This is a genomic window from Proteocatella sphenisci DSM 23131 (genome assembly GCF_000423525.1).
GTDB classification, from domain to species: domain Bacteria; phylum Bacillota; class Clostridia; order Peptostreptococcales; family Filifactoraceae; genus Proteocatella; species Proteocatella sphenisci.
Map to the genome: position 1 here is coordinate 13,521 of NZ_AUID01000024.1, position 23,431 is coordinate 36,951.

At 39.8% G+C, this 23,431-nt stretch carries 28 protein-coding genes and 1 other annotated feature; of the genes, 25 read left to right on the forward strand and 3 right to left on the reverse strand.

What is annotated here, in order from left to right; translation table 11 throughout:
- The first annotated feature begins 44 nt into the window (after nucleotides 1-44).
- The 17 genes from G558_RS0109395 to G558_RS0109475 all read left to right on the forward strand — a co-directional run bounded on the left by G558_RS0109395 (nucleotide 45) and on the right by G558_RS0109475 (nucleotide 15,038).
- Complete coding sequence (locus G558_RS0109395) at nucleotides 45-1,568, forward strand: sugar ABC transporter ATP-binding protein (RefSeq protein WP_028829940.1); 1,524 nt, start codon at nucleotides 45-47, stop codon at nucleotides 1,566-1,568.
- A gap of 2 nt (nucleotides 1,569-1,570) precedes the next feature.
- On the forward strand, nucleotides 1,571-2,578 hold the full coding sequence (locus G558_RS0109400; protein ID WP_028829941.1) for an ABC transporter permease: 1,008 nt from the start codon (nucleotides 1,571-1,573) through the stop codon (nucleotides 2,576-2,578).
- A 48-nt stretch (nucleotides 2,579-2,626) separates the two neighbouring features.
- The gene (gene mtnK / locus G558_RS0109405) at nucleotides 2,627-3,862 is read left to right on the forward strand and encodes an S-methyl-5-thioribose kinase (RefSeq protein WP_028829942.1); all 1,236 of its coding nucleotides are present in this window, start codon (nucleotides 2,627-2,629) and stop codon (nucleotides 3,860-3,862) included.
- 19 nt (nucleotides 3,863-3,881) lie between these two features.
- Nucleotides 3,882-4,970 carry an S-methyl-5-thioribose-1-phosphate isomerase gene (gene mtnA, locus G558_RS0109410; protein ID WP_028829943.1) on the forward strand — a complete coding sequence of 363 codons (1,089 nt, stop codon included), beginning with the start codon at nucleotides 3,882-3,884 and terminating at the stop codon, nucleotides 4,968-4,970.
- A gap of 34 nt (nucleotides 4,971-5,004) precedes the next feature.
- Complete coding sequence (locus tag G558_RS0109415; protein ID WP_330363844.1) at nucleotides 5,005-5,862, forward strand: class II aldolase/adducin family protein; 858 nt, start codon at nucleotides 5,005-5,007, stop codon at nucleotides 5,860-5,862.
- A gap of 4 nt (nucleotides 5,863-5,866) precedes the next feature.
- Nucleotides 5,867-7,402 carry an aldehyde dehydrogenase family protein gene (locus G558_RS0109420; protein WP_028829945.1) on the forward strand — a complete coding sequence of 512 codons (1,536 nt, stop codon included), beginning with the start codon at nucleotides 5,867-5,869 and terminating at the stop codon, nucleotides 7,400-7,402.
- Nucleotides 7,403-7,418: 16 nt separating this feature from the next.
- Nucleotides 7,419-7,733, forward strand: coding sequence for a BMC domain-containing protein (locus G558_RS0109425; RefSeq protein ID WP_028829946.1), 315 nt, complete (start codon nucleotides 7,419-7,421; stop codon nucleotides 7,731-7,733).
- Between the two features lie 21 nt (nucleotides 7,734-7,754).
- Complete coding sequence (locus G558_RS0109430; RefSeq protein ID WP_028829947.1) at nucleotides 7,755-8,027, forward strand: BMC domain-containing protein; 273 nt, start codon at nucleotides 7,755-7,757, stop codon at nucleotides 8,025-8,027.
- 8 nt (nucleotides 8,028-8,035) lie between these two features.
- Nucleotides 8,036-8,458, forward strand: a complete 423-nt coding sequence (locus tag G558_RS0109435) for a BMC domain-containing protein (protein ID WP_028829948.1) — start codon at nucleotides 8,036-8,038, stop codon at nucleotides 8,456-8,458.
- Nucleotides 8,455-8,727 carry a BMC domain-containing protein gene (locus G558_RS0109440; protein ID WP_036931874.1) on the forward strand — a complete coding sequence of 91 codons (273 nt, stop codon included), beginning with the start codon at nucleotides 8,455-8,457 and terminating at the stop codon, nucleotides 8,725-8,727. Before G558_RS0109435 ends, G558_RS0109440 begins: the two co-directional genes overlap by 4 nt.
- 83 nt (nucleotides 8,728-8,810) lie before the next feature.
- Complete coding sequence (pduL, locus tag G558_RS0109445; protein WP_028829950.1) at nucleotides 8,811-9,461, forward strand: phosphate propanoyltransferase; 651 nt, start codon at nucleotides 8,811-8,813, stop codon at nucleotides 9,459-9,461.
- Between the two features lie 22 nt (nucleotides 9,462-9,483).
- A complete protein-coding gene (locus tag G558_RS0109450; protein ID WP_028829951.1) occupies nucleotides 9,484-9,744 on the forward strand; it encodes a EutN/CcmL family microcompartment protein in 261 nt (86 codons plus the stop codon).
- Between the two features lie 20 nt (nucleotides 9,745-9,764).
- Nucleotides 9,765-10,898, forward strand: coding sequence for an extracellular solute-binding protein (locus G558_RS12950; protein ID WP_036931875.1), 1,134 nt, complete (start codon nucleotides 9,765-9,767; stop codon nucleotides 10,896-10,898).
- A gap of 1 nt (nucleotide 10,899) precedes the next feature.
- Nucleotides 10,900-12,231, forward strand: a complete 1,332-nt coding sequence (locus G558_RS0109460; protein WP_028829952.1) for a CoA-disulfide reductase — start codon at nucleotides 10,900-10,902, stop codon at nucleotides 12,229-12,231.
- Between the two features lie 45 nt (nucleotides 12,232-12,276).
- Complete coding sequence (locus tag G558_RS0109465) at nucleotides 12,277-13,086, forward strand: CoA transferase subunit A (protein WP_084502882.1); 810 nt, start codon at nucleotides 12,277-12,279, stop codon at nucleotides 13,084-13,086.
- Nucleotides 13,087-13,099: 13 nt separating this feature from the next.
- The gene (locus G558_RS0109470; protein WP_242825230.1) at nucleotides 13,100-13,855 is read left to right on the forward strand and encodes a CoA-transferase subunit beta; all 756 of its coding nucleotides are present in this window, start codon (nucleotides 13,100-13,102) and stop codon (nucleotides 13,853-13,855) included.
- 10 nt (nucleotides 13,856-13,865) lie between these two features.
- Entirely contained in the window at nucleotides 13,866-15,038 is a 1,173-nt protein-coding gene (locus tag G558_RS0109475) for an iron-containing alcohol dehydrogenase (RefSeq protein WP_036931881.1), read from the forward strand.
- A gap of 80 nt (nucleotides 15,039-15,118) precedes the next feature.
- Here the strand turns inward: G558_RS0109475 and G558_RS12955 are convergent, their stop codons facing one another.
- On the reverse strand, nucleotides 15,119-15,394 hold the full coding sequence (locus G558_RS12955) for a hypothetical protein (protein ID WP_036931876.1): 276 nt from the start codon (nucleotides 15,392-15,394) through the stop codon (nucleotides 15,119-15,121).
- Between the two features lie 173 nt (nucleotides 15,395-15,567).
- Here G558_RS12955 and G558_RS0109485 point away from each other — a divergent pair, with 173 nt between their 5' ends.
- The 6 genes from G558_RS0109485 (at nucleotide 15,568) to G558_RS14025 (ending at nucleotide 21,087) form a co-directional block, all read left to right on the forward strand.
- Complete coding sequence (locus G558_RS0109485) at nucleotides 15,568-16,062, forward strand: RNA polymerase sigma factor (RefSeq protein WP_028829956.1); 495 nt, start codon at nucleotides 15,568-15,570, stop codon at nucleotides 16,060-16,062.
- A gap of 11 nt (nucleotides 16,063-16,073) precedes the next feature.
- A complete protein-coding gene (locus G558_RS0109490; RefSeq protein WP_028829957.1) occupies nucleotides 16,074-16,991 on the forward strand; it encodes a DUF3298 domain-containing protein in 918 nt (305 codons plus the stop codon).
- Between the two features lie 87 nt (nucleotides 16,992-17,078).
- Nucleotides 17,079-18,437, forward strand: coding sequence for an MATE family efflux transporter (locus G558_RS0109495; RefSeq protein ID WP_028829958.1), 1,359 nt, complete (start codon nucleotides 17,079-17,081; stop codon nucleotides 18,435-18,437).
- A 25-nt stretch (nucleotides 18,438-18,462) separates the two neighbouring features.
- The gene (locus tag G558_RS12960; protein ID WP_051188628.1) at nucleotides 18,463-19,185 is read left to right on the forward strand and encodes a LytR/AlgR family response regulator transcription factor; all 723 of its coding nucleotides are present in this window, start codon (nucleotides 18,463-18,465) and stop codon (nucleotides 19,183-19,185) included.
- Between the two features lie 124 nt (nucleotides 19,186-19,309).
- Nucleotides 19,310-19,563, forward strand: a binding site (T-box leader).
- A 45-nt stretch (nucleotides 19,564-19,608) separates the two neighbouring features.
- Complete coding sequence (locus tag G558_RS0109505) at nucleotides 19,609-20,904, forward strand: phenylacetate--CoA ligase family protein (RefSeq protein WP_036931877.1); 1,296 nt, start codon at nucleotides 19,609-19,611, stop codon at nucleotides 20,902-20,904.
- A gap of 15 nt (nucleotides 20,905-20,919) precedes the next feature.
- Nucleotides 20,920-21,087, forward strand: coding sequence for a hypothetical protein (locus G558_RS14025; protein ID WP_156888544.1), 168 nt, complete (start codon nucleotides 20,920-20,922; stop codon nucleotides 21,085-21,087).
- Between the two features lie 8 nt (nucleotides 21,088-21,095).
- Here G558_RS14025 and G558_RS0109515 read toward each other — a convergent pair whose 3' ends face one another.
- Nucleotides 21,096-21,473 carry a hypothetical protein gene (locus tag G558_RS0109515; RefSeq protein WP_028829960.1) on the reverse strand — a complete coding sequence of 126 codons (378 nt, stop codon included), beginning with the start codon at nucleotides 21,471-21,473 and terminating at the stop codon, nucleotides 21,096-21,098.
- Between the two features lie 3 nt (nucleotides 21,474-21,476).
- Nucleotides 21,477-22,043, reverse strand: a complete 567-nt coding sequence (locus G558_RS0109520) for a CD3072 family TudS-related putative desulfidase (RefSeq protein ID WP_028829961.1) — start codon at nucleotides 22,041-22,043, stop codon at nucleotides 21,477-21,479.
- Between the two features lie 199 nt (nucleotides 22,044-22,242).
- Here G558_RS0109520 and G558_RS0109525 point away from each other — a divergent pair, with 199 nt between their 5' ends.
- Both G558_RS0109525 and G558_RS0109530 read left to right on the forward strand, forming a co-directional pair.
- Nucleotides 22,243-22,830 (forward strand): CD3073 family putative ECF transporter S component, encoded by a 588-nt coding sequence (locus tag G558_RS0109525; protein ID WP_028829962.1) that lies wholly within the window; start codon nucleotides 22,243-22,245, stop codon nucleotides 22,828-22,830.
- A 74-nt stretch (nucleotides 22,831-22,904) separates the two neighbouring features.
- Nucleotides 22,905-23,336: a zinc ribbon domain-containing protein gene (locus tag G558_RS0109530; RefSeq protein ID WP_028829963.1), complete on the forward strand. Its 432-nt coding sequence runs from the start codon at nucleotides 22,905-22,907 to the stop codon at nucleotides 23,334-23,336.
- Nucleotides 23,337-23,431: the final 95 nt, after the last annotated feature.

The window sequence follows — 23,431 nt, forward strand, 5'->3', positions numbered from 1 at the left end:
AATATATAAAAATTTGTTTTTAAAAATGGGATGGATGTGAACCGATGAAACAGACAAAGCGTGTAAAGCTGCAAATGCAGAATATATCAATAGAATTTCCTGGGGTAAAAGCCCTTTCAAATGTTGACTTTGAAATGGAAAGTGGGACAATCCACGCACTTATAGGAGCAAATGGTGCAGGAAAATCCACTCTGATGAAAGTATTATCAGGAGTAAACTCACACTATGAAGGAAAGATCTTTATAGATGGAAAAGAAGAAGAAATTCGCTCTCCAAAAGCTGCAAAAAGCAGGGGAATAGAGATAGTGTATCAAGAAGTTGATACGGCGCTCATCCCTTATTTAAGTATTGCAGAGAACATCATGCTTAACAGCACAGTTAATAACATGGGAAAAAAACAGATGGTCAACTGGAAAGAAATACATACAAGAGCAGAGGCTATTCTGGAAAAATTAAATATATCAATGAACACAAAAGATCTGGTAAGTGACCTTTCACTTGCGCAGAAACAGATGGTACTGATTGCAAGAGCTGTAGTAGAAGAATGCAGATTCCTTATACTTGATGAGCCAACCGCACCCCTTAGCAACACAGAGACCAGGGAACTCTTTAGAATAGTAAGAGACCTGTCTAAAAACGATAACGTGGGAGTAATATTTATATCCCACAGACTAAACGAGCTTTTTGAAATATGTGAAAAAATAACAATAATGAAAGACGGCACAGTAGTTGCCAACAAACCTATTGACAATAATCTTACGCCAAAGCAGGTAGTAGAAATGATGCTTGGCAGAAAGTTTGATGATAGATATCCAAAAAAAGAAATCGAAATCGGGGGTGTACTCCTGGAAGTAAAGGGTCTTCACGAAAAAGAAGGATCGGTAAAGAACGTAAGCTTTAATGTAAAAAAAGGAGAGATAGTAGGAATTTCTGGACTTGTAGGAGCCGGAAAGACAGAACTGTGTAAAACTCTTTTTGGAGCCATGAAGCAGAGCCAGGGACAAATAAAGCTAAACGGCAAGCTCCTCAAGATTACGAATCCTTTCAGCGCAGTAAAGCAGGGACTGGCACTCGTACCAGAAGAGAGAAGAAAAGAAGGAATACTTGTAGAAGATCCAGTATATGCCAACCTTTCATCTACTTCACTCAACAAATATGCCAAAAGATTCAGCTTCATAGACAAAAATGCAGAAAAAGCAGCAGCAAAAGAGATAATAGCAGATCTTGGAATAAAGACGCCTTCGGAAAATCAGCTTGTAAAACTTCTTTCGGGAGGAAACCAGCAAAAAGTTGCCGTTGGGAAATGGCTAATATCTGATGCAGACATATACATCCTCGATGAGCCTACAAAAGGAGTAGACGTAGGAGCAAAGCAGGATATATTCGAGCTTATAGGACGACTCGCGCAGATGGGTAAGGGTATAATATATGCCTCTTGTGAGTTTGGAGAGATCCTTGGAATATCAGACAGGACATATGTAATGTATGATGGAGAAATCGTAAAAGAACTTGAAATTTCAAATACAAATGAAGAAGAACTTCTTTATTATTCAACAGGAGGACGCTAGTAATGGAATCGACCATAAAGGTTCAAAAAGCAGAAAATAAAAAGAAAAAGAACTCGATTATAGAATTTGTAAGCAAATGGGGAACGGTTATAACCATAGTGTTTCTGATAGCACTTTTTGGAATTTTAATGCCGACCACTTTCCTTACAATGAGCAATATGACAACGATCCTCAGAGGAATATCTATTGTTACAGTAATTGCCATAGGAGTTACCATATCTCTTACGGTAAACGGCTTTGACCTTTCGGTAGGGTCGACCGCAACATTTGCAACCTCACTTGTTATGACCATGTTTGTATGGTATGGGATGTCAACATTTTTATCTATAGGACTTGCTCTTTTTGTAGCGCTTGCAGTAGCAGCAGTAAACTCATTTCTTATAGTAAAACTCAGAGTGCCTGACATGCTTGCAACACTTGCATCCATGTTCATATTCCAGGGAGTTGCAATGACTTATTCAGGTGGAGGATCTGTATCTGAAAACATGGCAAGACTTAACGGAACCATAACAACAGGAAAAGTACCAGAGCTGTTCTCAAAGATAGGACAGTCACCTTGGATAATTATAATAATGCTGGTAATAGTATTTGTAGTACACGTATTTCTGACTTACACAAAGCATGGAAGATATATGTATGCAGTAGGAGGAAATCTTGAAGCAGCCAGACTTTCAGGTATACCAGTAGAAAAATACCGTGCGCTTGCATACTTCCTGTCAACACTTTTTGCATCGATGGGTGGTATCCTTATAGCGGCCAGAGTTGGTTCAGCTCAGATAAACGCAGGAGCAGGATACCTGATGCCGGCAGTAGCAGCAGCATATATAGGCTTCTCGTTTGCGGGATCAGGAAAGGCGAATGCCGTAGGTACGCTTGTGGGAGCGCTTCTGGTAGGTATACTGGAAAACGGACTTGTAATGATGTCAGTTCCATATTACTCACTTGATATAGTAAAAGGTGCAGTTCTTGCTATAGCACTTGCAAGTACCTACTTCAGAAAGAAAAATTAGCAAAATACAATATAAAACAATAGAATACAATGCGAAAGGAACAATACCATGTCAAAATTTGAAACTTATTTTTTAATGAACGAAAATGAAGTATTAGAATATGTAAGAGAGAAACTTGATATTTTTGCCAAGGATGCAGTACTCACTTCAAAAGAAATAGGAGACGGCAATCTCAATTATGTATTCAGGGTTAAAGAAGAAGCAACCGGGAAATCAGTAATAGTAAAGCAGGCAGGTGGAGAAGCGAGAATATCAGCTGACATAAAGCTTTCAACTGACAGAACAAGAATAGAAGCAGAAATACTTAAAAAGCAGGGAGAAATGGCGCCAGGTCTGGTACCAGAAGTTTACCTTTATGATGCAGTGATGTGTTCATGCGCTATGGAAGATCTTTATGACTACACTATAATGAGAACAGCACTTATGAATCATGAAAAATTCCCTCATTTTGCAGATCACATTTCAACCTTCATGGTAAATACCCTCCTTGGAACAACAGATATCTGCGTAGAACATAAGGCGAAAAAAGATGACGTTAAGAACTACATCAACCCTGAGCTTTGTGAGATTTCAGAAGATCTGGTATACACAGAGCCATTTAACAATATAGGAAACAGAAACAATGTATTCCCACCCATAGCAGATTTTGTACAAAAAGAACTTTATGAAGACAAAGTGCTTCACCTTGAAGCTGCAAAGTGCAAGTTTGAATTTATGAACAATGCCCAGTCGCTTATTCATGGAGACCTTCACACAGGGTCTATATTTATAAACGAGCATTCAACAAAGATATTTGATCCAGAATTCGCATTTTACGGACCCATGGGATACGATATAGGAAACGTTGTGGCCAACATGTTCTTTGCATGGAACAACGGAAACTTTACGATAGAAAACGAAGCAGAAAAAGCAGATTTTACGGCCTGGGTAGAGCAGTCAGTAGAAGAAACAATAGATATGTTTATAGGAAAATACAATAAATTTTATGATGCAAATGTAAAAGATCACATGGCAAAGACTCCAGGATTCAAAGAGTGGTACCTTGACAGTATACTAAGAGATACAGCATCAGTAACGGGACTTGAACTGGCAAGAAGAATAGTAGGACTTGCAAATGTAAAAGACATAACCAGTATTTCTGATGAAAACAAGAGAGCTGCAGCTGAGAAGATATGCATAATTACTGCAAAGAATTTAATCCTTAACCGCGACAATTTCAAGACAGGAAAAGACTTTACAAGAGCGCTTAAAGAAGCAGTAGCAAAGATAACCCTAAACAATTAGTAGACAAGGAGACATTAACATGGAACAAAAAAACATACTGAACTATGACACCGTATCACTTGACAGCGAAAAAGGTCAACTTGTCATCATAAACCAGACAAGACTTCCATATGACATAGAAATACTTAGACTCAATACGCAAAAGCAGGTCTGGGATGCAATATACAGACTTGAAGTAAGAGGGGCGCCTGCAATAGGAATAGCCGGAGCAATAGGAGTATACCTTGCAGCAAAAGAAATAAAAGCAGATAACTTTGAAGAATTTTACAGCGAATTCGTAAAAGCCAAAGATTATCTTGATTCATCAAGACCAACGGCCGTAAATCTTTCATGGGCGCTTAACAGAATGGAAAAAATAGTTCTGGACAACAAGGACAAGTCGGTAGCAGAAATAGTAGAGCTTCTTCACAAAGAAGCAGTTGAGATAAAAGAAGAAGATACATGGGTATGTAAGACAATAGGAGAATACGGCCTTTCACTTGTAAAGCCGGGAGACGGACTTCTTACACACTGTAACGCAGGGCAGCTTGCTACTTCAAAATATGGAACAGCTACAGCGCCAATGTATCTTGGATACGAAAAAGGATATAACTTCAGAGTGTTTGCCGATGAGACAAGACCGCTTCTTCAAGGAGCCAGACTTACAGCATTTGAGCTTCACTCAGCAGGAATAGACGTAACGCTTATCTGTGACAACATGGCGTCAAGCGTAATGAAAAAAGGCTGGATAGATGCGGTATTCGTAGGATGCGACAGAGTTGCAGTAAACGGAGACACGGCAAACAAGGTCGGAACATCAGGAGTAGGCATAATTGCAAAATACTACGGAGTTCCAATGTACATCTGTGCTCCAACTTCAACAATAGATATGAACTGCCCTACAGGTAAAGAAATACACATAGAAGAAAGACCTGCAGAAGAAATCACAGAAATGTGGTATAAAGAGAGAATGGCACCAGATGGAGTAAAAACATTCAATCCTGCTTTTGACGTGACGGATCATGAGTGCATAGCCGGAATCATAACAGAGTACGGAATAGCTTACCCTCCATTTGAAGAATCTCTAAAGGCTATATTTGAGAAAAAGGCACAGGCAAAGGTAAAATAATTTATTGAAACTCTCATACTAAGGAGGGGAAATTTTGATAACAGGATACAACAGCTTTAGATATTTATCAGATTATGAAGCTAAAAAGCAGATAATCGAAATAGGAAAGAGAATGTATGACAAGGGATTTGTAGCTTCAAACGATGGAAACATAAGCTGCAAAGTAGGTCCAAACATTATCTGGACAACACCTACAGGGGTGTCAAAAGGATTCATGACCCCAGACATGCTCGTAAAGATGAACTTTGATGGAAAAGTACTGATGGGAAAACTGAAGCCATCTTCAGAAGTGAAGATGCACATAAGAGTATATAACGAAAATCCAGATGTGATGGCAGTGACTCACGCGCATCCACCGGTAGCGACATCCTTTGCAATAGCAGGGATAAGCCTTGACAGAGCAATACTTCCAGAGGCAGTAGTAAACCTTGGATCAGTACCAATAGCTCACTACGCAACTCCTGGAAGCCAGGACGTGCCAGACTCTATAGCACCATATTGCAAATCGCACAATGCAGTGCTGCTTGCAAACCACGGGGCACTCTCATGGGGAAAAGACCTTACAGAGGCATATCACAGACTGGAGTCGCTTGAATATTATGCGACAGTGCTTATGTATACAGGAAAAATAATAGGAAGAGCAAACGAGCTGAGCTGCAACCAGGTAAACGAACTGATTGACATAAGAGAACAGCTTGGAATAACATCAGGCGGCACACCGCCCTGCTCACTTAAAGAAACAAATACCTCAGACGTTGTAAAGACAGAAAAACCACTTACAGCTTCATATTCAGGATGCGCAGTATCATCTGTGAGCAGTGACAAAGAAGCTATAATAAGAGAGCTTACACAAAAGATAACGCAGCAGGTATTGGAAAGTCTAAAGAGGTAACTACGTGGATATAGGACAAAAAGATATAGAACTTATAGTGCAACAGGTGCTCAAAAATGTCGTGAGCCAATCTGCAGCAGCCCAAAGCAATAGCCAGCCAGAAGTAAAGACATACAGACCAGGCGTTCCAGTACAGGAATTCAGCATGAAGTCACAGTATGCACCATCTTCACCGTATCCATCTTCATCTCAATCTTCAGCAGGGGATTATGGAGTATTTGAAACGATGGATCAGGCTGTAGAAGCAGCATACCAGGCGCAAAAGATATATCAGGCTAAATTTCAGCTCAAAGACAGGGAACGTCTTATAAAAAGCATAAGAGAAACAGGAATGAAAAACGTAGAAAAACTGGCGAGAATGTCAGTAGATGAAACCGGACTTGGAAGATACGAAGACAAGATACTTAAGAACACGCTTGTACTTGAAAGAACTCCAGGAACAGAATGCCTGAAGACAGAAGCCATCTCAGGAGATGATGGACTGACTATAATAGAACATGCTCCATATGGAGTAATAGGGTCTATAACTCCAGTTACAAATCCTACAGAGACGATAATAAATAACGTCATATCAATGATAGCAGGAGGAAACAGCGTAGTATTTAACGTACATCCAAGTGCAAAAGAAAGCTGCAGATTCGCAGTTCAGATGATAAACAAAGCGATAGAAGAAGTCGGCGGACCCAAAAATCTTGTATCAATGGTAAAACAGCCTACACTCGATACAGTATCACAGCTCAGCAAAAACGATAAGGTAAGACTCATGGCGGGAACAGGCGGAATGCCAATGGTGCGTTCACTGCTTCAGTCAGGAAAAAAAGTAATCGGAGCAGGAGCAGGAAATCCACCGGTAATAGTAGATGAGACAGCAGACATAAAACGGGCAGCAGCAGAGATCTTCAAAGGAGCTTCATTTGACAACAACGTTCTTTGTCTGGCTGAAAAAGAAGTATTCATTGTAGAGAGCGTTGCTACAGATTTTGTATACAACATGATTCAAGAAGGCGCATTTTTATTGAACGAATCACAGCTTGAAAAAATAATGAATCTGGTGCTGACATATGAAGAAACCCCAAATGGAAGAGAATATCACACAAGCAAAAACTGGGTAGGAAAAGACGCAGGAAAAATGCTTGATGCCATAGGAATAAATGGAAAGAGCGACTGCAGACTTCTTATATGTGAAGTAGGGCCAAATCATCCATTTGTACTGTTGGAGCAGCTTATGCCAGTACTTCCTATAGTAAAATGCAAAAACCTTGACGAAGCGATAAAATTTGCAATGATTGCAGAGCACGGAAACAGACACACTGCTTCCATGTTCTCACAAAGTATTAACAATCTTACCCGCTTTGCAAGAGAAGTAGAGACTACAATATTTGTAAAGAACGCGGCGACACTAGCAGGAGTTGGATTCGGAGGAGAAGGACATACTACGATGACAATAGCAGGACCGACAGGCGAAGGAATAACAAATGCAGTTTCATTCACAAGACAGAGAAGATGTGCCCTGAGCGAAGGCGGCTTCAGGATAATATAGAAAAGCAGGTGCAATAATGGCAATGGGATTTTTAGAAGTTGCGGGATATGGAACAGCGCTGTATGCAATGGACAAGGCGTGCAAGGCTACAGATATAAGAATTCTTGGCATTGATACCATCAATCCCAAGGACTCCAGTGCCAACATTCCCCTTACAGTACAGGTAAAGTTTGAAGGAAGCGTATCAGATGTAAAGATAGCTACAGAAGTGGCCCATGAGGCAGCGCTTAAGTTCAATACAGAAAAAGAGATAATAACTAGCGTAATTGATAATCCATACGAGGGAACATCTCAACTGGGAAAAATTACCAAGGTAAAAATAAACGGATAACCATCAAATGGAGGTATCAAAATGGCAGCAATAGGAATGATAGAAACAAGAGGACTGACAGCATCAATCGAGGCAGCAGACGCAATGCTCAAATCAGCAGATGTAGAGCTGGTAGGCACAGAAAAAATCGGATCGGGCCTTATTACAGTAGTAGTAAGAGGAGAAGTAGGAGCAGTAAAAGCGGCTACAGAAGCTGGTGCAGAAGCAGCATCAAGACTTGGAGAACTGGTAAGCGTACACGTTATCGCCAGACCTCATGATGACACTGCAAAAATGCTTCCAGGAATGAAATAAGCAGTATCATGAAAAATACTAATTTCAGTGCAATAGGAGTAGTAGAAATAAACTTCTTCACCAATGCCCTGATAGTACTTGATGAAATGCTCAAGGCATCAGATGTTCACCTTGTCTCAAGCGAAAAAAAGCTGGGCGGGAGAATGGTAACCATAATAGTAGGTGGAGATACATCCTCAGTAAATGCAGCCGTAGAAGCAGCACTTGCAATGGGGGACAGGGTTGGAGAAGAGAATATAAAAGTAGCCGTTACAATTTCAAATCCCCATCCAGAGATAAAAAGACTGCTAAACGCTGTGGACAGACCACGCGAAAGCAAACAAGAAGCAGCAACCGATGTGAATGCAGAAGCAGCCGATAAAGTTTCAGATGATAATGTTAAACAAACCAATCAAACCCAAAAACCAAAAACCAGGAGGACAAAATCATGAAAGCAGTAGGAATGATCGAAACAAGAGGACTAGTAGCAGCAATAGAAGCAGCAGATGCAATGCTTAAATCAGCAGAAGTAGAGCTGGTAGGCACAGAAAAAATAGGTTCAGGACTAGTTACAGTAATCGTACAAGGAGATGTTGGAGCAGTTAAAGCAGCTACAGAAAGCGGAGCAGAAGCAGCATCAAGACTTGGAGAAGTAGTTTCAGTACACGTTATCCCAAGACCACACTCAGATATCGCGACAATACTGCCATTAATCAAGTAAATAAAGACTGTAGAAAACTGACTTTGTTTATTTGCGAAGTTAGTTTTCTTTCTTAATATGAAGCAGTTTGAAAGAGGTGTCATATGAATACACAAAACCTTATAGATCAGATTACAGAGCTGGTACTTGCCGAAATAGGAAAAATAAACGATGCACAAAGCCTTATTCCAGTGGGGATTTCAGCAAGGCACGTTCACCTTTCACAAGAAGACGTAGAAATACTGTTTGGAAAAGGGCATCAGCTTACATTTCTTAAATCTCTCAGCCAGCCAGGACAGTTTGCCGCGCAGGAAACGGTTAACCTGACGGGGCCAAGAGGCAGCATCGAAAAAGTAAGGATACTGGGACCTGTGCGTTCTCATCTTCAGATGGAGATTTCACTTTCAGATGCAAGAATACTGGGAATAAATCCTCCAATAAGAGAATCAGGAGATATAGAAAACACTCCAGGGCTCAAGATAAGCGGACCAAAAGGAGAAATACACGCACAAAAAGGTGCAATAATAGCGGAAAGACACGCACACATGTCAGACATGCAGGCAGCAGCTTTTGGAATAGCAGACGGAGACTATATAAGAGTATTTGTTGAAGGCAAAAACGGCGGAGTCATGCAGAGAGTAAAAGTACGTGCAAAAAACAGTTACGCCCTCGATCTTCACATAGATACAGATAACGCAAACGCATTTGCGCTCAAGCAGGGACAGATGCTCAGATTTGAGAAAATAGAAAAATAAAAAGAGCGAAGGAGTGATAAACATGATTTTAGGAAAAGTAGTTGGAACAGTTGTATCCACAAGAAAGTGCGAAAACCTCGTAGGATACAGGTTATTAACAATAAGACCTATGTATGGAAACAAAGACGAAATATTTGTTGCAGCAGACAAACTCGGAGCAGGAATCGGGGAATGCGTGCTGATTACAACTGATAACACCACACAACATGCCCTGGAAAGTGCAGCTCCTTTAGATGCTCTTGTTGTTGGAATAGTAGACTCAATACCACAGATAGAAGAATAGTCTTTGAGGGGGATAATTAAATGAAAAAAATCAAAATACTCGCGGTGCAAGATCCAGCAGTAAGTGTATATGTAGACAGCAAACTGGATGTGCTTAAAAAATTCCCCAAAAAAGATGTTGAGGTAGAATTTGACATAATATCATGGGATGAATACTTTGACACCATGATGAAATCCTTTCAAGGAAGTGCAGACTACGATATCGTAATGATAGCAGGCCATCTCTGGCTCAGAGATTTTGCAGAAAAAGGATACCTTCAGGAAATAAACTATGATTTTGAAGACATACTTCCTGTCATAGCAAAAGAAATGCAGTACAAAGAAAAGACATATCTGTCACCGTCATTTTGTGATGGCCACATGATAGTATACAGAAAAAGTGCAGTAAAACAGGCAACAGGAAAACTGCCAGGAGAAATAATGACGGCAGACGAATTTTTGGATATCGCCGAAAAATTACATAAGGCAGGATACCAGCGCCCAGTTGCACTAAAAGCGGCCCAGTCAGAGATACTGCTTGATGCACTGCCATATCTGAGGAGCGGCGGAAAAGATTTGTATATTCAGACTGAGACTGGAATAAAATGCAATATTTCAGAACTCGAAAATGAACTTGAAAAATATGTATCTCTAAAAAAGTTTGCACCAGAAGGCACAAATGCCTATGGAAATGATGACATAAAAGAGATGCTTTCAGATAAAAAAATAGTGATGGCAACTACATGGAGCGGACAGCTTGGAGTAGTGATGAAAGACTGTAAAGAAAAAGAAGACATGGGATTTGCTACCTTTGATACCGCATGGAACGTCACATGGTCATTCGCAATAACAAGCGTAAGTAAGAACAAAGAAGACGCACAGGCACTTCTTGAGTACCTAAGATCCCCGGAGATAGACGCCCTTGCAGGTGAATGCTCAGGAGCTCCGGTAAGAAAATGCAACTATATAAGTGGAGCGGACAGATACCCATGGTACAAAGTCCAGCTCAAGATGATAGAAGAATATGCAAAACCATTTCCAGCTGTTCCAGAAGCAGGAGAGATGAATGGAGTGCTCTACGACGCAATATACAGCGCATTCACAGGAGAAAAGAGCATAAAGCAGGTTCTTAGTGAAGCACAGACAAAGACAGATTCCATTTCGGAAAGGAGCTAATTTGAAAGTAGTAGTAATAGGCGGAGTCGCAGCAGGAATGTCAGCGGCATCTAAAATAAAAAGGATGGACCCACAGACCGAAGTCGTTGTATACGAAAAGGGAGGATATCTTTCTTACGGCGCATGTGGACTTCCATACTATGTAGGCGGATTTAATGACGACTATACAAAAATGATAGCAAGAAGCAGAGAAGAGTTTGAAAAATCAGGAATAAAGACGCATCTGCATCACGAAGTCCTCAAGGTTATACCATCAGAAAAACAGCTCCTTGTAAGAAATCATGAAACAGGAGATATATTTATAGAAAGCTACGACAAGATGATGATATCTACAGGAGCCTCAGCAGTAAAACCTCCAGTAGAAGGAATAGATAAAAAAGGCGTATATCAGCTCAAGACATTAGAAGACGGACTCAGACTCAAGGAAATAGCAGCCGATCCTCAGATAAAAAACGTAGTAGTAGTAGGCGGCGGATATATAGGAATAGAATCAGTGGATGCATTCCTTCATCTTGGAAAAAATGTAACCTGCGTAGAATTTGCAGACAGGATACTTATGCCGTTTGACAAAGAAATAGCGGCACTTGCAGAGCAGGAACTGATATCAAAGGGAGTAAACCTGAGGACATCAGAAAAGGTCGTATCCATACAGGGAAATCAAAGCGTAAGCAGCGTAGTAACAGACAAGGGAGAGTATCAGGCAGATCTTGTGGTACTTTCAGTAGGAGTAAGGCCTGCAACAGAATTTCTGAGAGATACAGGCATACACATGGCTCAAAATGGAGCACTTGTAGTGGATCGCGAAATGAAGACTTCCATATCAGACATCTGGGCCGCGGGAGACTGCAGCCTCGTATATCACAAAGGACTCAAAGAAAATGCATACCTTGCACTTGGAACAGTAGCCAACAAATGCGGAAGAATAGCCGGTGAAAATATCATGGGCAAACATATAAAGTTCACCGGAGCACTCGGATCAGCAGCCATCAAAGTATGCAATCTCGAGATGGGACGTACAGGACTTGGAGAAGCAGAAGCGAAAAAACAGACGCTTGATTACAAGACAGTTATAATCCAGGCCATGGATCACCCGCCATACTATCCAGATCCAACACCTATAACCATAAAACTGATTTACGAAGCAGGTACCAAAAGGCTCCTTGGAGCACAGAGCGCAGGAATAAAAGGCGCCGTAATGAGAGTAGATGTATTTGCAGTAGCGATACACAACAACATGACCACAGATGAGCTGGGAATGACTGATCTCGTATACGCACCACCATTTGCAGGAGTATGGGACGCCGTTCACATAGCAGCAAATGCAGCAAAATAAATGATGATATTAAATTAATAGATTAATTTGAAAGGAGTAACTGTATTGAACAAGCTGATGAATATCACAGATGCAGTAAAGCTTATTCAAAATGGGGATACCCTTGGCATAGGCGGAAATGTACTTCACAGAGCGCCCATGGCCCTCATAAGAGAAACGCTAAGACAAAATAAAAAAGATCTGAAGGCAGTAAAGACAGCCGGAGCTATGGATGTAGACATGCTGTGTTTTGGAGAATGCCTGAAAAGCGTAGACGCAGGATTTATAAGCTACGAAACAGAATTTTCACTGGCAGATCACTATAGAAGAGCCGTACAAGGTGGAAAAGTAAAGGCCAACGAACATGCATGCTATACAGTTATGAGCGCGCTCAGAGCGGCCATATATGGGATACCATTCATGCCCGTAAAAGGACTCATAATAAGTGATCTTATAGAAGCGAATGACTACTTTGTAAAGATTACAGATCCATTTTCAGGAGAACCTATAACCGTAGTAAAGGCCATAGCGCCAGACGTTACCATAATACATGTGCAAGAAGCAGACGTACAGGGGAATGCACTTATATACGGACCAAAATTTGATGACGTACTCATGGCGAAAGCATCAAAAAAAATAATAGTATCTGCAGAAAAAATAGTAGAGACTTCAAAATTTCTGGCAGCAGGACAAAAAGTCGATATACCGGGATTCCTAGTTTGTGCAGTGGTGCATGCACCAGGAGGAGCCGCTCCATGCTCATGTCAGGAATACTATGATATAGACAGAGATCATATAAAAGAATTTAAAGCACTCAAGGATCAGGATCAGCTTAAAGGCTATCTGGATATGCAAAAGACAAAGGATTACAGATAAGAAGGAGGAAACAGTGAATCATACATCAGCAAATAACTCACAGATAGAAGCAAGAAGCTGCGACATAATGGTATGTGCGATGGCAAGATTAATCAAAGATGGAGACACTGTATTTCACGGAGTGTCCTCACATATGCCTATGATAGCAGTACTTCTCGCAAAAGCGCTGCATGCACCAAGTGCAGTTCATCTAAATATACCAGGAGGAGTAGATCCAAAGGTAACAGAGCTTCAAAAATACACAAGTGCAGGCACTGCGCTAACAGATACCAGCGTAGTGGATTTTCCGCTTTCAGACGTATTTGATCTTTCAATGAGAGGCGGACTAGATGTGGCATTTCTCAGTGGAATCCAGTTTGATAACGCAGGAAATGTAAACGCATCCGTAATTGGAGACTATAACAAGCCCAAAGTAAGAATGCCTGGAGGAGCGGGAAGTGCAGTACTCATACCTACAGCCAAAAGGGCCGTAATATGGAGAACAAAGCACGATATCAGAACCTTTGTGAACAAGGTGGACTTCGTGACCACCAAGGGAAACATCGACAGGATAGTCACTCCACTTTGCGTATTCAAGATGTACAACGGAGAACTTATACTGGACACTATACACCCAACATCAAGCATCGAAGAAATCGCGCAAAACACCGGATTTGAAATAAGATATATAGACATAGAATACACTCCGCTTCCAACGCATCAGGAGATGGAACTTCTTCAAAAAATAGATCCAAATGATTACAGAAATATGGAATTTGGACAAAAATGAGGTGAAAAACATGCATAATCCCTGCAGAGTCAACATGATAGCTACCAATTTCTTTGGAGCAGGAGCCATAGAGCTGATTGCGGAAGAAATAATAAAAAAGGGCTTAAAAAAAGCGCTGGTAATAACAGACAGCTTTCTTTTTGAAAGCAAAGTTGCAGATCAGATATGCACTGTGCTGGCCGGCGCCGGAGTCCACAGCTTCATATATTACGGAGTAAAACCCAATCCTACAGTAGAAATAGTAAACGAAGCTCTCAGTATTGCAAGAGAAATAGAGCCAGATTTTATAGTTGCACTCGGAGGAGGCTCGGCTATAGATACAAGTAAGGCAGTAGGGATAGTGCTCGCAAACAAAGGCAAAGTAGAAGACTACGAAGGCGTGAACAAGTCTTCAAAGAAATCGCTTCCGGTGATTGCGGTAAATACCACTGCAGGAACAGGCTCTGAGGTTACTACATTTTATGTAATAACGGATGAAAAACGCCATTCCAAGATGGTAATGGTAGATACCAACTCTGCCGTATGGATTGCAGTAAATGATACAAATCTCATGATATCCATGCCAAAAAGCCTTACAGCAGCTACGGGGATGGATGCCATGACCCACGCGTTAGAAGCAGTGCTCTCAAAAGAAGCTACTCCCTTTACAGACAAGGATGCTCTCTGGGCCATAACCGTCATAAAAGAATATCTTCCACGCGCCGTAAAAGATCCAAATGACATGCAGGCCAGGGAAATGATGGCCTATGCCCAGTACAGCGCAGGCCTGGCATTTTCAAACTCAGGGCTTGGAATGGTTCATGCCATGGCGCATTCCCTTGGAGGATTCTACAATCTGCCCCATGGAGTATGCAACGCAGTGCTGCTTCCTCATGTCATGGAATTCAACGCAAAAGACGAAAAAGTGCAGCAGAATTTTCAAAAGATATATAAAGCTCTTGAACTAAAAGGAGCATCAGCATACAGCCCATATAGAGCCGTTACAGATTCTGTAAGAGAAATAAAAAGGCTTTCACAGGAGGTAGGCATACCACCGGATTTAAGTGAGCTGGGAGTAAGAGAAGAAGATTTTGACTCTCTTGCAAAACTTGCGCTGCAAGATACCTGCATGCCTTCAAATCCAGTGCAGCCAAGCCTTGATCAGATCAAAGCAGTATACGCAAAAGCGTGTAAAAAACACTAAAACAACCCCCCGGTTGATCTAAAATTAAAATAATGGACCAGTAAATTTACTGGCCCATTATTTTAATTTATTATTATCTATTATTTCTTATTTTTATCAATTTCATCGATTTCTTCAAGGATTTCTTCGACCTTATCGTCTTTTTCGGATTCAATTTTTTCCATCCATTCATGAAAATCTTTTTTCATTTCTTCCTTGGTTTTGTCATACTTTTCGGCAAGCTTTTCTATCATTCCTTCTTCATTGTCTTTTATGTCCAACATAGAATCCAGCTCATCTTCTCCAACCTTGTGCCATTTTTTCTTAAAAGCAACTTTGAACTCGTCAAATTTTTCTTCAACATTAAATTTTGCCATAACAGAGCACCCGCCTTTACATAAATAACAATATAAAAGTAACACCAATATAGATATTATACCTAAGTCAGAGTAAAATTAAACTCATATGAAACTTTTTTTAATACTGATGCGTCTAATATGTGAAAGGACAAAAGGGATATCCAATATAAAAACGAAGGCAGGAAAATAAAATGAATACAGATACAAGAAAAAAGCTTGAAGAATATATTCTCTCAGAAAGAGAAAAACACTACAGAATAGCCTGGAGTCATGTCAAGAACAAAGAAGATGCACTGGACATAATTCAAGACAGTATATACAAAGCCCTCAGTTACAAGGGCGATGTTAATGCCGAGCATATAGAAACCTGGTTCTGCTCAGTACTTATAAATACAGCTAGAGATTACCTGAGGAAGAATGCAAAACTTACAGTCCTTGAAGAATCGCAGTTAGCTCAGCAAATCGAAAAAAATTCAGTGACCCCCATGGATAGCAACTTTGAAGAAAGAGACATGCTAAACAGTGCACTGGAAAAACTTTCAGATGGAGAAAGAGAAATAATAATTCTGAGATATTTTGAAAATATGGAGCTTGGCGAAGTAGCAGAGATTACCACCAAGAATCTAAGTACAGTAAAGAGCACTCTCTACAGATCTTTGAGAAAATTGAGAGCAATACTTCAGTAAAGGAGAAAAAAATGAACAGCAGCGAATTTAGAAATAAGATGAAAACGATGAAAGATGATTATGATGATATAAAGATACCACAAGAACTTGAAATGACCATAAAAAGAGTAGTTGAGGATTTTAAAAAAGAAGAAATGAGGAATAACAAAATGAAGAAAAATATAAAAAATGTAATGGTGACAGCTGCAGCGGTGGCAATAGTTTTTACAGGAGCCGTAAATATAAGTCCGGCATTTGCGGAGTCGATGACAGATATTCCAGTTATAGGAAATATAGTAAGGGTTATAAATTTAAATCAGTACAAATATGATGAAGGAACATACAACGCAGACCTGCAGACTCCTATAATAGAAGGTCTGGAAGACACAGATCTTCAAAAATCGCTTAACAGTAAATATATACAGGAAAACCGCATGCTTTTTGAGCAGTTTGAAAAAGAAGTCGCCCAAATGGAGGAATTTTCAGAAGGTGGTCATCTTGGAATAGATACAGGCTTTGAGATAAAAACAGATAACGAGCAGATACTGTCCATAGGAAGATACGTGGTAAACACCGTGGGATCTTCTTCAACAACGTTCAGATATGATACTGTAGATAAGAAAAACGATATAATAATAACACTTCCAAGTCTATTCAAAGATGAAAAATACACAGAAGTCATAAGCAGTAATATAAAAGAGCAGATGAAGAAGCAGATGAAAGAAGATGAAAACAAAGCATACTGGCTTGCGAGAGAAACAGAGATCATGGGAGACGAGGGATTTGAGAAGATAGATAAAGATCAGCAGTTCTATATAAACGAAGACTCAAAGCTCGTGATCTCATTTGACAAGTATGAAGTAGCGCCGGGATACATGGGTGTTATCGAGTTTGTCATCCCGACTGAAAAAATACAGGAAATACTCGCAGGAAATCTGTATATAAGATAGACAATTATGGTACAATCCGTTCTAAAATGCGGCATTATATGATATAATCATAAATGAGAAATTAAACATATTTAGATTGGAGAACAAATGAGAAACACAGGTAATGATTTAACACAGGGAAATGTAGTAAGGCAGCTTATAACATTTGCGCTTCCATTTATGATTTCAAATATCGTACAGTCACTTTATAATGTCGCAGACATGCTTATAGTAGGCCGATTTGGCGGGGCGGTAGGTATTTCAGCGGTAAACATAGGAGGACAGGTAACTTTCCTCATAACCAACATAGTAATTGGACTCAGCGTAGGCGGAACTGTAGTAATAGGCCAGTACATGGGCTCAAGGGACAGAAAAGCCGCAGTAGAATCGATAAGCACCATGATGATTTCGCTGCTCGCAGCCGCAGTATTCATAACCGTAGCGATGCTCATCCTCGCGACCCCTATCCTTCACCTCATACAGACCCCACCGGAGGCATTTGCCCAGGCGAGAGAGTATCTTCAGATAACCGTGCTCGGCTCCGTATTCATCTTTGGATACAATGCCCTGAGTGCAATAATGAGAGGCCTGGGAGACAGCAAGAGGCCGCTTTACTTCGTTACAATAGCATGCGTGGTAAATATAGGGCTTGACCTTATACTGGTAGGATACTTTGGAATGGGCGCAAGAGGAGCAGCCATAGCGACCATAATATCGCAGGCGGCAAGCATGGGACTTTGTATACTTTATCTACAGAACACGGACTTCATGTTCGATTTCAGGCTCAAATCATTCAAATTTCATGCAGATAAATTTAAAATGCTTATGAAGGTAGGAATACCTACTTCAATACAGAATGTAGCCATAAACATATCCTTCCTCGTAATGACGGGACTGGTTAACGGCTTTGGAGTAAAAGCTTCGGCAGCGCTGGGAGTAATATCAAAATACAATTCCTTTGCGATACTTCCCGCAATAGCCGTGGGGTCATCCGTATCAGCCATGGTGGCCCAAAATATCGGCGCAGGTCAGATAAAAAGAGCTCAGCACACTATGTATATAGGAATAGCTCTGTCTTTTGCCATTTCCATACCTATATTTTTAATAACACGGATGTTTCCAGCTCAGATAATAGCCATTTTTGACAACGACCCGGAGATGATTAAAGCAGGAGTGACATACCTCAATACACTTTCACTCGATTATGCAATAGTGCCATTTATTTTCTGTATAAACGGCCTTATTACAGGAGCAGGGCATACCATGTTCGCATCCATAACAGGAATAATGTCAGCACTTCTTCTAAGAGTACCCGCAGCATATATATTTGGTATTAATATGGACCTAGGACTCATGGGAATCGGACTTGCAGCCCCAGTAGCAAGTATCGGAGCAACAATATTCGCTACGGCATACTATTTAAGTGGCAGATGGAAAAAAAGTACAGTAATACAAAAAGTACAGTAAAAAATCATAAGCTTAGAGGTTTTATATGATAAACATAGCAGTGTGCGATGACAGACCAGAAGACAGAGAATCCATAAAAAAATATATAGCCGGATACTTTGACAGCAATCCTCACAATTACAAGACATCAGAATTTGAAAAAGGTGAAGACTTGCTTGCAGAATATATAGATGAATACAGGTTCTTTGATATAATATTCATGGATATATTTATGAGCGGAGAAAACGGAATACAGACCTCAAAAAAAATAAGGCAGTATTGCCAAAGAGTCAAGATAATATTCATGAGCACTTCCAGGGAATTTGCACTCGAAAGCTATGATGTGTTTGCCTATGGATATCTTCTCAAGCCCTTAGAACACGAAAAACTCAAAGTGCTGCTGGACAATTATATAAAAGAAGTAGAAGCAAATGAAAAAAGCCTCGCCATATACACCAGAGGAAATATACACAATATAAGATATGCAGACATAGTATATCTCGAAAGCAAGAATACAGTAGTAATAATCCACACTGCAGATAAAGAAAAATACAAGATATATGACAAGCTCGACAATATGGAGCTGAGGCTCGAAAACAGAAGGTTTTTGAGATGTCATCAGAGCTATATCATAAATATGGATTACGTGATCTCCGTAGACAAAGAGTTCAAGACCAAGACAGATGAGAGAGTTCTTATAAGAAAAAGAAGCCTTAGAGAGATCAAAGAAAAGTACCATAAGTACATTATAGACAAGATGGAGTGGTAAAATACAACAAAATTACAGGTGTAATCTGTTTAAATACAGAAAAAACACCTGTTTTTTTTATTTTTATTTAAAAAAGCATTGACACAGTGCCTGAATTTTGGTATTATTCTAAAAAGTGAATAAATTAAAAACATTGATGGAGAAAAGTAGAAAGCTGATTTATTATCCAGGAAAGAACTGCCGCTGACTGAAAGCAGTTCCATAATAAACGCTGTCGAAGTTCACTCCTGAGTTTTCAGGCAGAAATAACAGTAAGTCTGAACGGGGTTCTACCGTTACATGGATAAGACATCAGGCCAAAGCCTCGTGTTCTAAAGAGCTGAGTTAGTATATAACTAATTAGGGTGGTACCGCGAAATTAATACCTTCGTCCCTTCGTGGGATGGAGGTTTTTTTATACCCAAAAATAAGGAGGAAACAAAAATGTACTGGAATGAATACTATGAATGCATGGATCACAACGAGCTTGAGAAAATACAGCTGGAAAGATTCAAGGCCACACTTGAAAGAGTCTATCATAACGTAAAACCATATAGAGAGCTTATGCAGAAAGAAAATCTGAGACCAGAAGATATAAATACTCTAAAAGATCTGGAAAAACTGCCATTTATGAAAAAACAGTTTTTAAGAGATAATTATCCATACGGACTTTTTGCAACTCCTATGGAAGAAGTAGTAAGGATACATTCATCCTCAGGAACATCAGGAAAACCAACCGTAGTAGGATATACCAGAAACGACATAAACAACTGGTCAGAGATGGTAGCCAGAAGCTTTACAATGGCAGGTGTACAAAAACACGACATCATTCACAACTCATACGGATACGGCCTTTTCACAGGAGGCATGGGAATCCACTACGGAGCAGAAAAACTTGGAGCGTCAATAGTGCCAGTTTCAGGAGGTAACACAAAGCGTCAGGTAATGCTCATGAATGACTATCAGTGCTCAGTGCTTGCATGCACACCTTCATACGCACTCTATCTTGCAGAAGAAATGAAAAATGAGGGATATAAGCCAGAAGATTCAAAGCTTAAATGCGGAATATTTGGAGCAGAGCCATGGTCAGAGAATATGAGAAGTGAGATAGAAGCAAAACTTGGAATAACAGCCCTTGACATATACGGAATGAGTGAGCTTATGGGACCAGGAGTGGCAATGGAATGCAAGCAGAAAAACGGTCTGCACGTAGCCGAAGACCACTTCATAATAGAGACCATAGATCCAAAAACAGGAGAAGTACTTCCATATGGAGAAGAAGGCGAAATCGTATTTACATCCCTTACAAAAGAAGCCTTCCCGATCATAAGATACAGAACAGGTGACATAAGCAGGATATATACAGAAAAATGCGCATGTGGAAGAACCCACTACAGACTTGCAAGAATAGAAGGAAGAAGCGACGACATGCTTATAATAAGAGGTGTCAACGTATATCCATCTCAGATAGAGCACGAACTGCTTTCATTAGACGGCATAGAGCCACACTATCAGCTGGTAGTCAGCAAACAGGGAGTACTCGATACCCTCGAAGTACAGGTGGAAGTATCACGAAAGATAGCAGCCTACGCAGCAAGCAGTCTTTCCTCACTTTCAAACCATATCCGTAAAAAACTCGAAAGCTCCCTTGGAATATCAGTTTTCATTACACTCATGGAGCCAGGCACCATAGCCAGAAGCGAAGGTAAAGCAAACCGTATAATAAAAAAAGTTAGTTAAAAAAGGAGAAAAAATATGAACACTATATCAAAAAACATTGCAGAAATGATAAACGTTCTGACAGCAGAGCAGCAGATAATGATTTATGAAGCAGTAAAAGATATGATGACAAATGCTAATATAAGCTCCGAAGAAAAAGAAATTCACAGCAAATATAATCTCGAGTGCCTCGACTGTTATTAGAAATAAGTTTATATTTTTACATCTATGTATTTTACGGCTTTAACAATGCACTTTATTATGTAATATAAAAAGAACACGATAGTAAATATTTCCTCGTTTGGAATGCCAAGTATTCTGGCGGCATATTTCCCTAAAAGTATTATGGCAATTCCGACATAAAGGTCGAATTTTCCAGGACTGTTAAGAGTCGTGAAAAAACACCTTATATTAGGATTTTTCCAATTTGCTTCATTTGGGTTTGAATGCTCATCTATAAGATAGGCAGCCAAAACAGCAAGGAGAACAAATGGTATTGCAATTTTATCATTGAGTAGATGAAATACAGGGTTTAATAAAAATAAAAATAATACTGCACACAACAAAATTATATCTTTTGATTTACTCATGATTTAAACCTCTTTCTTTTCCAGAAATTTTGAAATGATTTCCATTGACTCAAGTGGGTTTTCCTCAACAAAATCAACAAAAGGAATATTGATGCCGTTTTCCTCCATAAGTTTTTTGAATTCATTCATGAATATTCCTGGTGAATGCTCAATCCCAGATGAATCGACCTGCATCTGAATCGTATTTATACAGAGTTCACCACCATAAGAAGAATTGCTGTAAGAGGCTGTGTATCCGCAGCTGGGACTTCCATAAACAGAAATAACCGCGGCAATATCATAGCCGTTTTTAAGGTAGTCTTCAATCTCCTGAATAAAGGGAAGGAGCATATTCTTGCACTGTGACCTGAAATGAGGATTGTCAAACTGCTCTCTCGACTGGCCCCAGCGCCTGTTTCCATAGACCCTGTTTTCCGGACAGGGAAGCTGGATTATGCCGTAACCCTTTGAGAAAACCAAATTAAGGAGATTATCTTCGCAGGCAGTTTTTGGGCTGAAACCAGCGACTTTTGAATTGGTGTTGCACAGGCAGTGTGAAATAAGCACCATTTTTTTGTTTCTTATATCCATAGAAAACCTCTCTTTTTTAATAGTGTATATATATGACAACATAATAGCACATATATATTATATAGCATAATATATTATATAAAATCATGCAAAGTCTAATTGAATTTATCTATGCTTTCAATTTAATGATTCAATTAGACCGTGAGACGTATACATGTTAATATTACAAGGTATACAGCAATTTTAAAGGAGAGAAAAAATGAAAACAACAAAGACACAGATGCTCACTTTGAGCGCATTGGCAGTAGTAATAAACATAGTGCTGGGAATGACAGTTTCGGGACTAAAGATTCCGCTACTTTTTCTTGATACACTTGGAACGATAGCAATAGCCGCAATTTTTGGACCATCTTATGGCACGATGGTTGGATTTGTGACTAACTTTATGACGTCGGTAATAGGTGGAAGCTTTTCAAGTTTTCCATTTGCACTCGTAAGTATAGCCATAGGACTTATAGTTGGACTTATAGTTGGACTTATAGCAAAGAAATATAAAAAATTCGACTACAAAATCGCACTTATAACAGGACTCATAATTGCAATAGTTGCACCACTTATAGGAACACCGATAAGCATACTGCTTTTTGGAGGCCTCACAGGAGGCGGAACAGACCTTATGGTAGCAGCACTTTTAGCAAGTGGGAAAGCAATATTTGCTGCATCTTTTATAACAAGAATTGCATCAAACCTTGTAGACAAGGTACTGAGCTGCCTTATAGCAGCATTCGTGATAGATAAATATCTGAAAAAGAGATCTACAATACTTAAATATTCAAAGGCATCATAATCAAGAAAACCGTAAGTGCTAATGACGACTTGCGGTTTTTTTGATATAATAAACTAAAACAAAGGAGATGCAAAATGTCGAAAAAAGAAATATCACAGGAGCGCAAAATGCTTTATTACGGTGGAATGGCTGTCACAGGCATAGGGGTTTTACTGTTTTTTTCTGCCTTTTTAAGTTTTATGAATCCGATGGGAATGCTGATGGAGGACTCGATGAGCTCATTCATGATGAGGCCTTTCATAGGCATCATCATGATAGCGGCAGGAGGGTTTATGAGAACTGTTGCCGCGCGTGGAGTTGCAGGCTCTGGTATGGTTCTTGATCCCAAGAAAGCAAGAGAGGACCTCAGTCCCTGGAGTTCTATGGCAGGTGGCTTGATTAAAGATGCGCTTGATGAAACGGATTTAGACTCAAAAAAAGAAATAATTAAGATAAGATGTATAAATTGTTCTGAATTAAATGACGAAGATGCAACGTTTTGTAAAAAATGCGGGAAAAAGATATAGACATAAAAAGGGGCTGTCGGAGAATGACGTTTTTTGACCCCTAAACTTTAATAATTAAAAATCCTAGATTATTCAACATCTACAAAAATGTAGAG

Coding starts and splice junctions, on each gene's coding strand:
- G558_RS0109395 (WP_028829940.1), top strand. CDS start 45: ATGAAACAGACAAAGCGTGTAAAGCTGCAAATGCAGAATATATCAATA.
- G558_RS0109495 (WP_028829958.1), top strand. CDS start 17,079: ATGAGAAACACAGGTAATGATTTAACACAGGGAAATGTAGTAAGGCAG.
- G558_RS12950 (WP_036931875.1), top strand. CDS start 9,765: ATGAAAAAAATCAAAATACTCGCGGTGCAAGATCCAGCAGTAAGTGTA.
- G558_RS0109490 (WP_028829957.1), top strand. CDS start 16,074: ATGAACAGCAGCGAATTTAGAAATAAGATGAAAACGATGAAAGATGAT.
- mtnK (WP_028829942.1), top strand. CDS start 2,627: ATGTCAAAATTTGAAACTTATTTTTTAATGAACGAAAATGAAGTATTA.
- G558_RS0109450 (WP_028829951.1), top strand. CDS start 9,484: ATGATTTTAGGAAAAGTAGTTGGAACAGTTGTATCCACAAGAAAGTGC.
- mtnA (WP_028829943.1), top strand. CDS start 3,882: ATGGAACAAAAAAACATACTGAACTATGACACCGTATCACTTGACAGC.
- G558_RS0109400 (WP_028829941.1), top strand. CDS start 1,571: ATGGAATCGACCATAAAGGTTCAAAAAGCAGAAAATAAAAAGAAAAAG.
- G558_RS12960 (WP_051188628.1), top strand. CDS start 18,463: ATGATAAACATAGCAGTGTGCGATGACAGACCAGAAGACAGAGAATCC.
- G558_RS0109515 (WP_028829960.1), bottom strand. CDS start 21,473: ATGAGTAAATCAAAAGATATAATTTTGTTGTGTGCAGTATTATTTTTA.
- G558_RS0109505 (WP_036931877.1), top strand. CDS start 19,609: ATGTACTGGAATGAATACTATGAATGCATGGATCACAACGAGCTTGAG.
- G558_RS0109435 (WP_028829948.1), top strand. CDS start 8,036: ATGAAAAATACTAATTTCAGTGCAATAGGAGTAGTAGAAATAAACTTC.
- pduL (WP_028829950.1), top strand. CDS start 8,811: ATGAATACACAAAACCTTATAGATCAGATTACAGAGCTGGTACTTGCC.
- G558_RS0109530 (WP_028829963.1), top strand. CDS start 22,905: ATGTCGAAAAAAGAAATATCACAGGAGCGCAAAATGCTTTATTACGGT.
- G558_RS14025 (WP_156888544.1), top strand. CDS start 20,920: ATGAACACTATATCAAAAAACATTGCAGAAATGATAAACGTTCTGACA.
- G558_RS0109485 (WP_028829956.1), top strand. CDS start 15,568: ATGAATACAGATACAAGAAAAAAGCTTGAAGAATATATTCTCTCAGAA.
- G558_RS0109440 (WP_036931874.1), top strand. CDS start 8,455: ATGAAAGCAGTAGGAATGATCGAAACAAGAGGACTAGTAGCAGCAATA.
- G558_RS0109520 (WP_028829961.1), bottom strand. CDS start 22,043: ATGGATATAAGAAACAAAAAAATGGTGCTTATTTCACACTGCCTGTGC.
- G558_RS0109475 (WP_036931881.1), top strand. CDS start 13,866: ATGCATAATCCCTGCAGAGTCAACATGATAGCTACCAATTTCTTTGGA.
- G558_RS12955 (WP_036931876.1), bottom strand. CDS start 15,394: ATGGCAAAATTTAATGTTGAAGAAAAATTTGACGAGTTCAAAGTTGCT.
- G558_RS0109525 (WP_028829962.1), top strand. CDS start 22,243: ATGAAAACAACAAAGACACAGATGCTCACTTTGAGCGCATTGGCAGTA.
- G558_RS0109425 (WP_028829946.1), top strand. CDS start 7,419: ATGGCAATGGGATTTTTAGAAGTTGCGGGATATGGAACAGCGCTGTAT.
- G558_RS0109430 (WP_028829947.1), top strand. CDS start 7,755: ATGGCAGCAATAGGAATGATAGAAACAAGAGGACTGACAGCATCAATC.